Annotated in this window: 15 protein-coding genes and 1 pseudogene; 3 read left to right on the forward strand and 13 right to left on the reverse strand. The window is 38.1% G+C overall.

Annotated features, from left to right (window positions below; all coding sequences use genetic code 11):
- Window positions 1-45 precede the first annotated feature (45 nt).
- From AB657_RS03720 to AB657_RS03735, 4 genes are all read right to left on the reverse strand, one after another.
- Window positions 46-1431: an FAD-binding oxidoreductase gene (locus AB657_RS03720; protein ID WP_047245264.1), complete on the reverse strand. Its 1386-nt coding sequence runs from the start codon at window positions 1429-1431 to the stop codon at window positions 46-48.
- A 154-nt stretch (window positions 1432-1585) separates the two neighbouring features.
- A complete protein-coding gene (locus tag AB657_RS03725) occupies window positions 1586-2098 on the reverse strand; it encodes a YybH family protein (protein ID WP_047245265.1) in 513 nt (170 codons plus the stop codon).
- Window positions 2099-2230: 132 nt separating this feature from the next.
- Window positions 2231-3319: a nickel-binding protein gene (locus AB657_RS03730; protein WP_047245266.1), complete on the reverse strand. Its 1089-nt coding sequence runs from the start codon at window positions 3317-3319 to the stop codon at window positions 2231-2233.
- A gap of 265 nt (window positions 3320-3584) precedes the next feature.
- A complete protein-coding gene (locus tag AB657_RS03735; RefSeq protein WP_047245267.1) occupies window positions 3585-4589 on the reverse strand; it encodes an LLM class flavin-dependent oxidoreductase in 1005 nt (334 codons plus the stop codon).
- Between the two features lie 274 nt (window positions 4590-4863).
- Here AB657_RS03735 and AB657_RS03740 point away from each other — a divergent pair, with 274 nt between their 5' ends.
- Complete coding sequence (locus AB657_RS03740) at window positions 4864-6186, forward strand: hypothetical protein (RefSeq protein WP_047245268.1); 1323 nt, start codon at window positions 4864-4866, stop codon at window positions 6184-6186.
- A 161-nt stretch (window positions 6187-6347) separates the two neighbouring features.
- Here AB657_RS03740 and AB657_RS03745 read toward each other — a convergent pair whose 3' ends face one another.
- The 3 genes and pseudogenes from AB657_RS03745 to AB657_RS18265 form a co-directional block, all read right to left on the reverse strand.
- Window positions 6348-6611: a YgjV family protein gene (locus AB657_RS03745; protein WP_047245269.1), complete on the reverse strand. Its 264-nt coding sequence runs from the start codon at window positions 6609-6611 to the stop codon at window positions 6348-6350.
- Between the two features lie 4 nt (window positions 6612-6615).
- Entirely contained in the window at window positions 6616-7089 is a 474-nt protein-coding gene (locus AB657_RS03750; protein WP_047245270.1) for a MarR family transcriptional regulator, read from the reverse strand.
- A gap of 111 nt (window positions 7090-7200) precedes the next feature.
- Window positions 7201-7368 (reverse strand): annotated as a pseudogene (locus tag AB657_RS18265) (T9SS type A sorting domain-containing protein); the annotation flags it as partial.
- Window positions 7369-7638: 270 nt separating this feature from the next.
- Here AB657_RS18265 and AB657_RS03755 point away from each other — a divergent pair.
- Complete coding sequence (locus AB657_RS03755) at window positions 7639-8250, forward strand: DEAD/DEAH box helicase (protein ID WP_047245271.1); 612 nt, start codon at window positions 7639-7641, stop codon at window positions 8248-8250.
- A gap of 24 nt (window positions 8251-8274) precedes the next feature.
- Window positions 8275-9147, forward strand: a complete 873-nt coding sequence (rlmF, locus tag AB657_RS03760) for a 23S rRNA (adenine(1618)-N(6))-methyltransferase RlmF (protein ID WP_047245272.1) — start codon at window positions 8275-8277, stop codon at window positions 9145-9147.
- 52 nt (window positions 9148-9199) lie between these two features.
- Here the strand turns inward: rlmF and fabD are convergent, their stop codons facing one another.
- The 6 genes from fabD to AB657_RS03790 all read right to left on the reverse strand — a co-directional run bounded on the left by fabD (window position 9200) and on the right by AB657_RS03790 (window position 15819).
- Window positions 9200-10075, reverse strand: a complete 876-nt coding sequence (gene fabD / locus AB657_RS03765) for an ACP S-malonyltransferase (RefSeq protein WP_047245273.1) — start codon at window positions 10073-10075, stop codon at window positions 9200-9202.
- A gap of 326 nt (window positions 10076-10401) precedes the next feature.
- Entirely contained in the window at window positions 10402-10986 is a 585-nt protein-coding gene (locus AB657_RS03770; RefSeq protein WP_047245274.1) for a DUF6515 family protein, read from the reverse strand.
- Between the two features lie 193 nt (window positions 10987-11179).
- Window positions 11180-11476, reverse strand: a complete 297-nt coding sequence (locus AB657_RS03775; protein WP_047245275.1) for an EF-hand domain-containing protein — start codon at window positions 11474-11476, stop codon at window positions 11180-11182.
- A 189-nt stretch (window positions 11477-11665) separates the two neighbouring features.
- Window positions 11666-14275: a T9SS type B sorting domain-containing protein gene (locus AB657_RS03780; RefSeq protein ID WP_047245276.1), complete on the reverse strand. Its 2610-nt coding sequence runs from the start codon at window positions 14273-14275 to the stop codon at window positions 11666-11668.
- A 153-nt stretch (window positions 14276-14428) separates the two neighbouring features.
- Window positions 14429-15205 carry a patatin-like phospholipase family protein gene (locus AB657_RS03785; protein ID WP_316933208.1) on the reverse strand — a complete coding sequence of 259 codons (777 nt, stop codon included), beginning with the start codon at window positions 15203-15205 and terminating at the stop codon, window positions 14429-14431.
- A complete protein-coding gene (locus tag AB657_RS03790; protein ID WP_052958615.1) occupies window positions 15202-15819 on the reverse strand; it encodes a DUF6134 family protein in 618 nt (205 codons plus the stop codon). Before AB657_RS03790 ends, AB657_RS03785 begins: the two co-directional genes overlap by 4 nt.
- Window positions 15820-16095 lie beyond the last annotated feature (276 nt).

The following is a 16095-nucleotide window of genomic DNA, read 5'->3' on the forward strand; positions in this document are numbered from 1 at the left end:
CTATATCGATAGTTATTATATAGATTACTGCATTACCAACTAATATTAAGGCTTTATATTTTGGTTTACCCTAAATATATTATTTGGGTCGTAGGTGTTTTTTATCTTCACCAATCTATCGTAATTATGTTTATAACTGGCTTTAACACGGTCTTGGCCTTCTTCCATCATAAAATTGGAATAGGCTCCACCAGCAGAATATGGATGCAATGCCTCATAATATGATTTACACCAATTGGTAATTGTAGCTGCATTTTTTGCGTTTGGATCTACTCCAATATAAACCCCGGCATACTTGGCATCGCGGTATGCCCAAGGGGTATCTGTACTACCTACCCTACTCGCCGCGCCACTAAGTGGATACAAGTGCATTTGTGATAAAGGTGTTGGAATGGTGCTGCCAAATTTTAAATGTTGAGCACGGACCTCGGAACCTAATTCATTAAAAAAATCGGCCCGCCAATACCATTGCAATCCCGGAGGCAATAGACCATCGAACATACTTTGTAGCGATGGATATGGCATTTCCCCAACATGGGCAAAAACAGGGTTTAAATCAAGAACCGGTTTAAAAAGCTCTGTAAATTCTTCGGGATTTCCTGTATAGCACCAGACAATGCCACAGAACTTTTTATTATGTAACTCTGCTGGAAAAGGAGACTCGGGAATAACCATGGTGGCAATAAAACCGTTTAAATTTTCAGTAGCTTCGTGGATAAAGGTGTGGTACCAATCCATGATTTCTTCTACTCTTTCAATGGGCCATAGGGTTGGACCTCCAATAACAGTTTTTATGGGGTGTGCCTGAAAGGTAAAGGACGTTACCACTCCGAAATTGCCTCCTCCACCTCTTATGGCCCAGAACAAATCTGTGTTTTCATTTTTATTTACAGTGACAAAAGAGCCATCTGCCAAAACCATTTGTGCTTCTAACAGATTGTCTATGGTTAGGCCATGTTTTCTAGTTAAATACCCAACTCCCCCACCAAGGGTTAGACCTCCTACGCCTGTTGTAGAAACCATTCCCGCAGGTATGGCTAAACCAAATTTATGTGTGGCCGTATCGACTTCGTTCCAAATGTTTCCCCCACCAACTCTTACGGTATTGTTAGAAGTGTTTACCTCCACCGATTTTATACCGGAGAGGTCAATAACCAGACCGTCATTGCAAAGCCCCAACCCTGCTCCATTGTGCCCACCACCCCTTATGGCAATCAGTAGATTGTTTTCCCTTCCAAAATTTACCGAGGAAATAACATCTTCAGCATTTTCACACATGGCAAACAAACCTGGACGTTTATCTATCATGGCATTATAAACTTTGCGCGTATTATCGTAGGTCGTATCCGAAGGAAATACAAGGCTTCCTGTCAATTGTGAAGCGAATACCTTTATACTGTGGGGAGCTATATCTTTTACTAGGTTTTTCATGTTTCTAAATATTAATGTTGTTTATAGGGACAATTCCCATACTCCGCCACGATTCTCATGTACATTTTTTGTAATTATAAAAGTGTCAACAGAAAAAATACATCGATTACGGGTATCAGTCAAAAGGGGTATTTGTAAGCTTTTAAGCGTGTTTTTAGCTTTTTTCGGTGTTTAAGGGAGAGTGATGTTCGTGTACCATTTTCCACCCATTGGTCGTTTTCACGAACAGCAAAGAAATTTGATCGTTAACAACCACAAGTTCCTCCCCGAACTTAAGATGAAAATCGGAATGGAAAGTTAAATTGGCCACCTCTCCGTAAACGGCAATCTTCAGATCTTTTGCGTTCAACTTTATGATTTCGGTCACAGATCCAAAAACCGTACGTTCGTGAGTTTCATTGGCATCACCACCATTACGGGGCTCCCCGTTTTTAAATTCGGTAAACTTGGGGCTGTAACCATGAAAAGATATTAGTTTATCCATATCGCCATCTTTAATACTTTGGGTAATGGCATTGAAGGTTTCCATTACTTCTTTTTTGGCTTCTGGAAATTCATCATTTATAAGATCGGTCTTGGTTTCTTGGAGTTCTACTTTTTTTGTGAATCCTGATAACAACATTCCGAAAATAATAAGGGCTGCCGATACCGTCAATTTTGTTTTCATAATAGTATATTTTAATGTGTTCCAAACAAAAGTAGAGTACAATTGTTCTGTGCAATTCTACATTTGGACCAAAAAAATATACTTTTAGACCAAGATGGATGTTTTTGTAACTATTTGAATAACAATGTTATATTAGTGTGAAATGAAGTTGGAAGGTAGAATTCCATATTTTTTATGGAAGCATTTTGAAAAATAAGCAGGACTACTAAAACCTGTTTGATAGGCTACCTCAGAAATGTTGTCACTTTGTTTTTTCATAAGTTCCAAAGCCTTGTTTAAGCGATAATCCCTTAAAAATATATTTGGGGATTTGCCTACCAAATTCATCATATATCGGTATAGTTGCGATTTGCTATATCCTAGGCTTTTCTCAAAATCTCGTACGCTAATGTTATTCTGAGACCATATTTTTTCGGTATACAACATTAACTGTATCATAAAACTCTTTTCGACGGTATTTATAACATTAATAAATTTATGAGTCAATGGCCTGTTTTGATTCTCTCCTTCGTATAGATCTTTTATTACATCTGTAATCGAAAATCCACCTTTGGCAACATCGCTTAGGTAATCTGAAGTTTTTATGGTATCCTCAAAAATATTTTCTTTTTCGGTGATCGGGGTTCCCGCACTAATGCCAATTTTAAATTCTACATCGGGAGTAATAACATGGTGGTATGCATCTTTGACCTTTATTCCACAATGTACGGCATTGGTCACGGTATCGAACGAAATTAAAAAGGTATTCGCTTCCTGCTTCACTAAACGGCCTTTGTATTGTGATATGGCATTTTTTATAGTGGCGGTATAACCTCTAAGGGCTGCCGTTAAAGTGGAAATTTCTTTAACCCTTAACGACTTGTTTTTTATTTTAACCACTAATAAGGTTCTAAAGGCAGGTTCGTTGATAATATTGAGCCGTACATTTTTAGACTTTTCGGGGTCTTCAATACGTCCTAAAAAGGACTCGACAATGGTGTCGTTTACCTCAATAATTCTTGTAGGAACAGCACCATGGGAATTTTCGTGTAGAGCTATCAATGCCTCTTTGTTGGGCGCCTCTATGAGGCAAAAGGCGGTTTTTCGTTTTTCATCGCACCAATAGGTAAGCCCACGACAATTGTATTTATGTTCAAGATTCAAATCGGCCTGGTGCATTTCAGCGACATGTGCCGGGGTAATGCCCTCAGGAAGGTTATGTAAATCTAAAAATAAAGGCATAATGCTTATTTAGAGTGTAACTTACATCTTCTTATGGGGGCTTTGATACCTAAGATAGGCATTTGTTCGAGAGCAATCGGTAAAAATTATATATTTGGCGGATTATTTCTCTTCTAAAGAACATTTTTTGCTCCTTGCGTCACCTTTTAAAGTTGACTATATACCGGATACAAAATCTTCTATTATTATGGTTTTACTTCTGGTAGCGATGTGTACATATTGTGGTCATCTGTATATCTATGTTCACTGGTAAATGTTTTCGTGTTTACCCCAACTCTTTCATAATCTCCGCAAACAATTCGTACGATTTAATTCTGTCGTTAATATCATAAATGTTGGTAACGGCAATAAGTTCATCTACCTTCGACTGCTCTAAAAATTCTCTAACCTGTGCTTTCACGGTAGCTTTACTGCCTACAAAGGAATATTTTAGCATTTGGTGTACTTGAGAGTGTTTTAAGATTTCTCTAAGATCGTCTGTCATCGCGGTAGGCGGTTGTACATAATCTCTCTTACCTGTAAAAATACCTACGATCATGCGTATTAAAGAGGTAAACAAACATTGGGCCTTTTCATCGGTATCGGCAATAATAATATTGATGCCAGTTATTATATATGGCTTTTCGAGATTTTTTGAGGGCTTAAATTCTTTGCGATAAATTTCTAGGGCTTCCCATAAATGGGTAGTGGCAAAATGACTTGCAAATGCATATGGCAACCCTTTTTTTGCTGCCAAATGGGCGCTATCCGTACTGGAACCTAAAATATAAAAAGGAACCTTGTTCACTTCCGCTACCGGAACCCGTATTTTGGCGTTGACATTGTCTTTAGAAAAGTACATTTCCAGTTTTTCCAGTTCATTGGGGAAAGAATGTGCGGCGCTCATAAAATCTGATCGTATGGCCAGTGCCGTTTCCCTATCCGTTCCCGGTGCCCTACCCAGTCCTAGATCAATACGGTTTGGGTATAAAGAGGCCAAGGTGCCAAATTGCTCGGCAACCACCAGTGGCGAATGGTTGGGTAACATAATACCTCCAGATCCGACACGAAGGGTACTGGTATTCTCGGCTACATATCCAATAAGTACCGAAGTGGCACTACTGCCAATGTTTGGGGCATTATGGTGTTCTGCCAACCAATAACGTTCATATCCGAATTTTTCGGCATGTTGGGCCAATTTAAGAACGTTGTTATAGGTTTGTTTATATGTATGACCTTCCGATACCAGTGCAAGGTCTAAAATGGAATAAGCGGTATGTTCAATCTGCATAGTCGTATGTCGTATATTACAAAGTTAAGGGCTATGAATACAAAAATATCCCTCATTTTAAAGACTTTGTTCTAAATGTTGTTTGTATTTTATTTATTTGGAATTGGTCGATATACAAGTAAAAAAATAACAAATTTCTCGGCAGGCATTTTGTAGTGTATTGTATAGTGTTGTTTCTGTGTTGGTTATGTTTAACATCACTATAAAAAGTCGATTTTAACAACTAAGACCAATCGTTTCTCCGTACATATTTAAACCCCTAAATTCAAATTTTATGATCAAATTTAAAAACTACTTATGGTTGTTTTGTATAGCTTTCGCTATCTACAGTTGTTCGGATGACAATGTTCTTGTTAATCAAGAAGAGGAAGATAATGAGACTTCTACGGACTCAACTGAAGATGAGGTTGCATCCGAAGAAAACGAAAATACCATAGATGTGGCGACTGAATTGGTTGCGAACAATCTTGAACCCCACCCTATGCAAGACGTAGCAAGACCTGGATATTTGGAATCTATTGTAGACCCTTCTTTTGGTACCATAATCAGAAGAATTTCCGATGCAGGAAATGGAGGGGTGATCAAGCCCATGTACAGTACCATTCAGGCATGGAACGCCGACGAATCAAGAATGATATTATATGACCAGACCAACGGTGTACACCAATTATTGGATGGTATGGACTATACCTTTATTCGTAATCTTGACGATGTTCGTCCAGATGATATAGAACAATTGTTTTGGGACTTTAACGATCCTGATGTTTTGTATTATTTAGATGCCCTTACGGATGATTTTATTAGATATACGGTGTCTTCGGGTGATAAGGAAGTATTGGTGAACGTAAGAGAGGTTTCTGGATGTGATGGAAATATTAGTATGGGCAACGATGTGCAAATGATGTCTTGGGATTCTGATGTAGTAGGATTTAGATGCGATAACGATACAACTTTTGCCTATAGGCTTTCTACCGAACAATTGATAACCATAGACCTTGACGATGTAAACTATATTGCGGCTATGCCAGCACCAAGTGGCAATCTATTTTACCATAACGTATCATCATACGATGCCAATGGTAATTTTAAGGTGCGACTGAATAAAAGTGGAGTAGAACATTCTTGTTTGGGCCAAATGACAGATGGTACGGATACCCATTATTCCATTACGTTTGCCGAAGGCCCTAATGGAGGATGCTTGGGCGATATTATTGCTTTTGACCTAAACACTGGAGATTGTATACCCGTAATTTCAACTGATTTAGGATACGATTACCCAAAGAGCGGCACCCATATCTCTGCCGTTGCCCATAAAAATCCAGGTTGGATTGCAGCATCGATGATAGGTTATGAACAAGACGGTCAATCGCTTTTAGACCAAGAATTGGTAATCGCCAGGGTGGAAAAAGGCAATGTAGAAGTATATAGAATTGGGCACCATAGGGCCGATGAAGATGAATTTGATTATTGGGGAGAACCCCACGCGGTCATAAGTCCTACTGGAACCAGAGTGCTTTTTGGTTCTGACTGGAGCGGTAGTGAAGACGGTACTTCGGTAGAATCGTATGTAGTGGAATTGCCTTCTTTTAAACAATAAGGTTTTCTTTTTAAAAAGCAAGACAATATACAGACGATTACAGTTCTGTACAGAATTGTAATTAGAAAGGCCAACGCTTCCCTCCTAGCGTTGTCCTTTTTTATAATTAATAGATTCTAATACTTATATACGTTCGTTTGGTTTTCTCCAGTAAATTTAAATTAACACGACGAACAATTGGTGTGGTTGTCCAAATTGTTCTGTTTCTGTTGTTGTTTTAATTTACGTAGGTGGTACATGTGTATAACACAGAAAATGGCACCAGATATAATTAAGGGTCCTGAAACTAAAAACACGCCATAAATGACATAAAAAAAGCTAGAGATCATATGCCATAGTCTAAAACCGCCCATGTCTTTTTTGGTAACGGCATAAAACCCGGCCATGATGGCTATATAGCCCAAAATTTCAGCATATAAATTCATTGAGTTATAGTTTTTTTAAGGTACGTTCTTTATAATTTGCTTCATTAATTTTTTCTTCTATGCGCTCTAGTTCCTCCATAAAATGCGGACTATTGGCCAAAATATCTCGGGTGACCTCTGTCCCCGCTTCCCAGTAGCGTTTAAATACGGTAATATGCTCATGTGCTTTTGGTGTTAATGAGAGAACTTGTTTACGTTTGTCGTTTGCATCTTCTTTGGTGGCTATGTAGCCGTTCTTTTTCATTTTCTTTACAATCTTTACTACCGCTGGGTGTGAAAACTGCAAGGTATCAGCCATTTCTGTAATGGTCATGGACTCGTGCTCCTGTAACAATCGGAATATTAGGTTCCAATTTGGTTCTATATCCAATCCTTTACTTTTATAAAGATCTTTGGTACTGTACAACAGGGCATCGCTTAAACGCTTTAGCCTACTGGTAAGTCCCTCGTACTCCATTTGTATTAGAAAATCATCCATAACCCATTTATTAAGTAACTGGTTACGCAAATGTATATTATTTTATGTAACTAGTTACGTACTTTGATAAAGTTTTTATGTTTTTTTTCACCGTAACTTGAGGAAAATACATCAATTTACCTTGATCACTTTTTTGGCATATACTGTTTCGGTGCCTACATTTATCATAGAAATTGCATATACTCCCGAGGCCAGTTCATTCATATTCAGCTTGTATGATGAATCTTGGGTTGTCAATGTCAGTATATGTTTTCCGCTTATATCATATATTTGAATGGTCCCATTGTCCGACCATTCCTTTTATATAAAGAATACCCGAGGTCGGATTAGGATGTATGGTTAGTGTTGGTCCATTTATAGGTTTGTTGCCTGAAAGAACCTCCCCATTTACATTGTATACAACAATAACGGGTGGTCTGCTATAGGTACCTAGTGTAACGAAAAGTCAAATTAAACTTAAACAGGTATGTTCTACTGTTCTCGGTCATAGATGGTATCTTTGGGGCCTTGGCATTTAGATTAAAAAATGTGCTCTTGCAATAGAAAGTTATGTCGTTTAAAAAATTACATCCCCATTTATTAGAAGTTCTCGAACGTTTATCTATAGAGACCCCTACCCCTTTTCAAAAAAGTAGTATTCCTGTAATAAAAAGTGGAGCAAACGCCTTTTGTATTGCCCCGAGCAATAGTGGTAAGACCACTACTCTATTGTTAACAACATTGCAAAAGCTAAAGTGCAAGGCAGAAGGAAATGCACCCAGAGCGGTAGTCCTTGTCGAAAACAAGGAGCGCGCCATGGAATTGTACAAGGCCTTTTTGGCATATACCAAACAAACCTCGTTGCGGGTTTATGTAGGTTACAAAGAACTTCACATAGATGTACAAAAATCTGAAATATTCGAAGGAATCGATATTCTTGTTACCACACCTACCAATTTGTATAAATTGTTTTTGTTGAATGGGGTAAGTACGTCGCAATTACAGATCTGTAGTATAGACGATGGTGACTTTTTAAAACAACGATCCGAATATAATGCCATGCTTGGGGTTACTCAGAGCATAATAAAATGCCAATACGTGTTGTTTGCAGAAAATTTGCCCCCCATGTTAGCACGTTTTGAGGATCATTTTATGGAACGAGCCAAACACATTAGAAAATAACACCAAAAAGAAACTTTTGTTTACATGCATGCCCAAAATCCATATCATAATCGCTATGATCTAAATAGGCTGGTAAAACATCATCCTGAATTAAAAAAATATGTCGTTTCCAATCCCACAGGGGAAAAGACCATAGATTTTAGTTCTTCATCAGCGGTATTGGCATTGAACAAGGCCATATTGCTCGCAGATTTTAAATTGGATGATTATCAACTGCCTACCGGATATTTGATACCTCCCATACCGGGGCGTTTAGATTATTTGTTGCATGTTCGCGATTTCCTTTTAGACAAATTTAAATTGCCAAAAGATTTACAACTAAAGGGATTGGATATTGGTGCCGGCGCCAATGGTATCTATTGTATTCTTGGAGCTCAATATTTTAATTGGCAGATGGTTGGTGCGGAAAGCGATGCAAAAGCTGTAGAAATAGCCAAAGCCAATATAATTAGAACAAAAGAGTTACAGGGTAAGGTGAAAATCTGTTGGCAAGAGAACAAGGGTTTTCTGTTTAAGAATATAGTGGGTAAAAATGAGCATTTTGATTTTACCGTCTGTAATCCTCCTTTTTATAGCTCTGAGGAAGAGGCAGTAAAAGAAAACCTTAGAAAGCTTAAGAATTTAGAAGGAAATACCGATAAAAGAGAGCGGTCTTATAATTTTGAAGGACAGGCCAATGAACTTTGGTGTAATGGCGGTGAGGCGCTTTTTATTAAAAGGCTGATAAAGGAAAGTATATTATTTAAGGGCCAAGTGAAATTATTTACGAGTTTAGTGGCCAAATCCGATAATGTGCCAAAAATTGAAAAGCAGTTAAAAAAAGCAAAGGCCGATTACCACATAATACCAATGCTGCAGGGAAATAAAAAAAGTAGGATTGTTTTATGGTGGTTCTAGGTTGCCGTGGCCATAGTATGTAAACGAGAAGAGTTGTAAAAAATATGTCGGCCTATGAAATTCCTTTTACCGTTACATTCTTATTGATTTGGTGTACGAGGCCCCTTAAAAAATTTCCAGGACCAATTTCTGTAAATTCTTTGGCCCCATCGGCTATCATATGACGAATTGTTTGTCGCCATAACACGGGATATGTTAATTGATTTACCAAGTTTTTCTTTATGGTTGTTATGTTGGTAGTGGGGCGTGCCGTAACATTTTGATAAATGGGACACTTGGGGATTTTAAATGTTGTTAGCTCAACTGCAGTTCTGTAATCGTCGATTATGGGTTTCATATAAGGCGAATGAAATGCTCCGCTTACAGGTAAATTTAATACATCGATAGCGCCAGGTCTTAATGCATCGCAAGCCTCCTTTAAAGCTTTTTTCTCCCCCGAAATAACCACTTGTTTGGGGGCGTTATAGTTGGCGGGGGCAACAATGCCATCCACTTTTGAGCATACGTCCTGAACAATAATATCGTAAAGACCGATGACCACGGCCATACCGGTTTCCTCCGTTTCAAAAACCTTTTGCATAAGTGATGCCCTAATGGATATCAGTTTTAGGGCAGATTCGAAATCTAACGATTCAATAGCAGTCAAAGCGGATATTTCGCCCAATGAATGGCCGGCGACCATGTCAGGTTTAAAGTTGTTGCCAAGGGTTTTTACCAATATATAAGAGTGTAGAAAAATAGCAGGTTGTGCATATATAGTCTTTTTTAAGTCATCTGCACTTCCATTGAACATTATCTCCGAAATAGAAAAGCCCAATATATCATTGGCCTTTTTAAAATAGTTTCTTGCCATACCGGAATTTTCGAACAGATCTTTTCCCATACCAGGAAATTGATTGCCTTGACCAGGAAACAAATATGCGTGCATGATAGAATGGCTTATTATAGTGTTTAAAGTATTAATTTATATAAAAATGAGTCAACTGTAAAACCGTCAATGGATTATGGAAGGTTATCTTAAGAGGTTTTGTTGATATTTGTATATGAATCTTATATTTAGATGTACGATAGTACAGAATTGTTTACCGATAAGTAAACATTCCCCATGGGAAACACTAAAAGAAGGTTGAAATGCTGTATTAACTATTTTATTTACAGATAAGTAGTGTTTTAACGACCGATAAACGGTACAAAAAAGCACCGCCCAAAATGGACAGTGCTTTTTTAAGAATTATATAATGTAGAATGTAAACGTTACTCCATGTCTATAATACCCACCACTTCGTAAGCCCTGGTACCATTAACTTGAATTTTTTCGTATAAAATGTTTCCGAACTCGTAATAAGTTTCTCCGTCTATAGTTACTTTCTCGTAATCATCTGGAAGTTCGTAGACGATAGTGCCTATTTCTGGTTCAACAACTTCATATCCGTCATCTACTTGGGTATAAAAAGTACCGCTCACATTAAAATAAATATGGTTGTTAAAACGTATTCTTGTAAAATCGGGCGGCAACGTATTTATCCTGAAACCAATTTTAGGTGCTATTACAATGTATCTACCTCTAGAAAGAGTGTAAAATTTGTTGTTGGAATAGTAGTAATTCTGGCCTTTATGTACGATTACTTTTTTATTCGGAACGGTTCTTACCGAAACAACTTTCTTTTTTGGGGTTCTATAAACTACTTTTTTACTGGATACCCTGTTGGGTGTTTTTCTAACTACGGTGGTAGTCCTTGTCGTTTTAGTTGTTCGGTTACTTCTTTGTGCCGTACCGTAGAATATAAATCCGGTTAAGAACAAGAATAATAATAGATATTTTTTGTTATTTGTTTTCATGGCTCATCATTTTTAAAGATTAAACTTTGTTTTGCACATTCACTATTTTGACTGCTATTTTTACCTTAGGTTTAATTCATGGTAGGTAAACTAGATTAGATCTGTTTTTTTATCTATGAGAGAGGTAATTGTATAGATAAAAAAAGGCGCATTCATTAGAATACGCCAAATTGTATAATACATTGATCCGTTATTACAGTAACGAAAGTATACCTTGTAATTCTGTAAGGTTAAGACTAGAGTTGTTGTCGGTGTCCAAAACATCGAAATTGTCGGCAACGGAACCAATGGCTTCGGTTGAACTAATAGCTTCGTCGTTATTGGTATCTAAAAGACTAAAAAGACTTGCCACCTGTTGTACGGTTGAGTTAGAACTTAAAGAGCTCAATAATGTTGCCGCATCGGAAACATTTGATGTGTTCATGTTTTTTACACTATTACAGCTGGCCAAGGCAGCTATTAAAGCTAAGGAACCTATTACTTTTTTCATGATTATGTGTTTAGAATATTTTATATGCGTGCAAAAGTAGTTGCGCAAATTGTATAAAAAGAAGGTTCTAGACCAAAGCCCTATTTGTGTCTATACACAAGAAAAAGTTATAGACAAATACAAAAACAAGTTATTTGGTTCTTTGTTTAAAGTTGTTAGAGCGAAGAGATTTTATGCTGGTGTTAAAAACTACCTCACAAGAGAGAAGTGTCCCGTAATAATTGTTTTTCCGTCTTTTTCCTCAAATTTGAACCAATAATCGCTTGCCTGTAGCCTACGGCCGTTCAAGGTTCCGTCCCAAGAACCGTTCACAGCGTCGAACTGGGCCAAAAGCTTGCCATAACGGTCATAAATGGTAATGGTTCCTTCTAGCGCAAAGAACTCTTGGTCCACCTTCCATGTATCGTTTGCCCCATCCTGATTTGGCGTAAAGAACTTGGGAAATTTGGAACGTATGGATTCTGCCGAATCTTCACAGGCCAGTAGGTCTATGGTCACGGTAAAACTGGACTCATCGGAACAAGCCCCAGATTGGTTATAAATGTATACCGTAGTGGTTTCGGTAATGCTATCCCCTTCGTTCAAGCTAATGCCCTCTCCCCCGCTTTCGGTGTAATACTGGCCATTGGTCAAGGCAGGCAGAACAAACATCTCGCATTCCGTAACATCCTCTAATCGGTCAACGGCCACCGGAGGATCGATGGTAACGTTAAAACTTGTCTCGTCTGCACAATCGCCCACACCCGTGTGAATATATATGGTTTGCGAACTATCAATGATATCACCTGCCCGTAGTTGGCTTCCATTGGCATTGGCCTGTGTAAAATAAGTGTTCCCTGGATTAAGCTCCGGAAGGGTGTAACTATCGCAGGCGACCACGTCCCCAAGGGTATCGGCCGTAACCGGCTGTGTTGCGATAAGACTAAATACGGTTTCACCGTAACAACCACTGGCATTGCTGACCCTTACGGTAATCAACTCTTCGTTTTGAACGGTATTGGTATAAGGGTCGGCAAGGGTCAAGGGGTTGCCCGAAGCGTCAAAATAGGACACGCTCACCCCTGTTTGGCTTCCTATGGCCTGTGACGCTATATCCGCTAGGTCTATGTTGAATTGTGCAAACCCATCAGCATCAAGATCACATCCGAGGATGTCGGATACTAGGTTGGCCGTGGGTGCATCTTCGTTAACGGTAACCGTAATAGGGTTTCGCTCAAGGGTAAGGCCCGTTACAATAGTGCTGGTTATCTCACAGGTATATACCCCGGCATCGGAAACGGACAAGGGGTCCAAGACAAGATCGGCATCCGTTGCACCGGAAATGGGGGCGCCGTCCTTAAACCATTGGTAAACGTTGGCCGAACCACTAACGACCGTGGACAATGTTAAACTGGATCCTACACAACCATCAAATGTTTCGGTATCGTTGACCTTGGCTTGGGGACTATAGTAGAAACCAGTAATACTTTGGTCGTAATAGTCGAACTCGTCCTCAAAATCCCCAAATTGAAATCGGTTATCATTAAAAGCAAAAGTCTCTAAATTTACATTGGTAGTAAAATCTGGCATAGTACCTTCCATATTATTATTCGAAACACTAATTGATTCTACATTCGTCCATTGCGAGAAGGAAGCGGGCAAACTACCGGTAAACTCATTGTTTCTAATGTCGAAAATTATAATATTGGACCATTGTGAAAGACTAGCGGGCAATTCACCAGAGAGTGCATTGTCGTTTACCATAAAAATCTTAATCTGTGAAAAAGAAGAGTAAGTATCAGGAATTTCCCCTTCTATATTATTGTTAAAAGCAAGTATTTGGTCAATATCGGTCCAGTTCGAAAAACTGGGGGAAAAGGTTCCGGATATTTCGTTGTTGGCTATATTGAAGTATTGTAAATCAGTTAAATTGGATAATGATTCGGGAATGGAACCTGAAAGGGCATTCCCCCATAAATTAAGACTGTTTAAATTGACCAAATTCCCAAAAGAATCAGGAATAGGCCCTGTAAGTCCGCCATCAAGAGTACTACTATATGATGTTAAGTTAAGAGTTTCCAAACTGATCATTTCACCATATTCAGGAGGAATGTTACCGGAAATATATGTTGCATCGATCGAAAGCTCCCTTAAATTGACCAAGTTTCTCAATGAAACAGGAAGCTCTCCTGTAAGCAATTGGCTTCCAAGGCTTAAAACATATAATGAAGTTAAGTTTCCTATGGTATCGGGAATGGTTCCTGTTAATTCATTATCGGAAAGCAATAAATATCTTAAGTTGATTAAATTTCCATATTCCGGGTATATGTAGCCGGTAAAGTTATTTCTAGATAGGTTTAAGTTGGTTAACTGAACCATATCGGTAACCTCAATTGGAATTTCTCCATCAAGGTCGTTGTTCCAAAGATTCAATGAAGTAAGATTACTCAATGTGGTTAAGCTTACTGGGAAATTTCCAGAAAGGCCACATCCAGAAATGTCCAGTACAGTTAAAAATTCCAGGTCTGCCAGTTCATCAGGAATATATCCAGATTGTATGTTACCTGCGTTAAAATAGTCTGTAGGGTTCATATCAATACCGACAACATGCCCCCCTGTCAGGGTCAATCCATACCAATCATCGGTAACGGGACCGGTAAAGTCCCAATCGTTCGTTGGGTCCCCATCGGTTTCGCTATCCCAATTTGGACCATCCGTAGCGTCATAAAATGCTTGTAGGGCAGCTTTTTCGGCAGGGGTTACCTGGGCCTCGATGAGTTGAAAAAAAAAGAGAATTAAAATAAGGGGGTATAATTTCATATTAGGGGTACTTCCAATCGTTAAGTAAACATATGAATTAACGAAATTCAATATTACTAATTTACAATTATGAAATAATAAAGGATAAAATATTGTTTATCAACGTTCAAACACTGAAAAAATCCTGCTGTTGTAATTAGGGGGCTTCTAAAGTTATAACTTGTATGATTTTAATATTTCCTTAGTGCTTTGGTAACCAATATCAAAGATAGTATCGATACTTCGCATATCGAAAGTAGCAAAATTACTCAACGCCTCTGGTGAAATAACAAAATCACAATCATTGAACTTTGCCAACGATTCCGCTGCCGACTTTAGTTTATAGGCCCTGTCCACTACGTTATAGGAATGCTTTAAATCTTTTACATCAATATTTTTTAAAGGATTTACATAGCTGCCGATAATCTTGTCGCAATATATTTTAAGTGGTTCTACCGGAAAATTGTTCAATACGCCCCCATCTACATAATAAGAACCGTTAATAGCAATGGGTGAAAATACTCCAGGAAAAGTAGCCGATGCCAATACAGGCCGTATCAGTTCTCCCTCATGAAAAATCTTTAGTTCGCCGTTTATGATATTTGTTGCGGTAACGAACAAGGTTTTGGGCAATTTTTCAAAACGATCGTCTGGTAAGTACTTCTTAAACTCGTCATAGAATTTTTCGGTATCTATAAATCCAGGTTTTCCTTTGGCGAATCTACTGGTATGGAAAATGGATGTAACCTTGAAAAACTGTAATATTTCTGACCAAGGTACACCTCCGGCATATAAGGCGCCTACAATGGCACCTGCACTGGTGCCTGCAATATGCGTGGCATATATATCATGCTCCTCTAAAGCTTTTATTAGTCCAATATGTGCGACTCCCCGTATTCCACCGCCCGACAAAACCAAGCCAATATCCATCTTATCTTTTTTTATGTTCAATTACGTGCAATTATCTCAAATTTCACCAGACCTCCATCGATACTGGCTTTTTCTAGAACTCCATTTTTATAATAGTAAATGTTTTCTTTCCCTTTTGCGTTGATTTTCTTGTAAGAGTGTTCTCCAAGTGCGACTATGGTGTTAAAACTTCCATCTTGTTCAGAGTAACAAAGGTCGATATTCACAGGTTCCTTAAAATAAAGTAAAATAGTAGTGTAATCGATAGAGGTTTCCAGTACCTCTTCTTCCTTGCCATTTTTTATAACTTGATATTGTGAACTATTCCAGTTTGTTACGGTATTGGCATGGGGCTTATTATTTACATCGATAACAACATCAGCTTTTTTCATAACCTTGTTTTCAAAAGTAACATCGTATTTATAGTTTACCTCGATATTTTTGATGACCCTTGTTTTTATAGCGGTTTCACTTTGATAAAATATCTTGTTGTCCTTACTGTTCTTGGTTGCTTTTAAATTTCCGATTACTTTGTCCTTTAAGACGATATCAAAATACAAAGTAGTGTCGTTGAGGGTGTAAAGGGGTATATCGGTACCTATGTTAAAATCAATAAGAAGAAACAGAACAATAATAAATTGGTATATGGGGAACATGTTTTAAGCCTTTCTATACTATGCAATGTTCAAATTAATGGGCCTCAAATACAATTTTATTGCAGCTCTATGAACACTATTTTTTTCTAAAAAACTAAGATAACACGTTTTTAAGACACATAAGAACTATTCAGGAGGGTTCTGTAAAATTATGGGGTGAATAATTGGAAATTTATGAAAAGTCCCTTGATTTTTACTTTTAAAAAAGGCGAGTAACCGAGAAGATGATTTCTTCTACTATTTTGGCGTAAACGATTTTCATTAATGAAAACATGT

This window comes from Maribacter thermophilus, assembly GCF_001020565.1.
GTDB lineage: Bacteria > Bacteroidota > Bacteroidia > Flavobacteriales > Flavobacteriaceae > Maribacter > Maribacter thermophilus.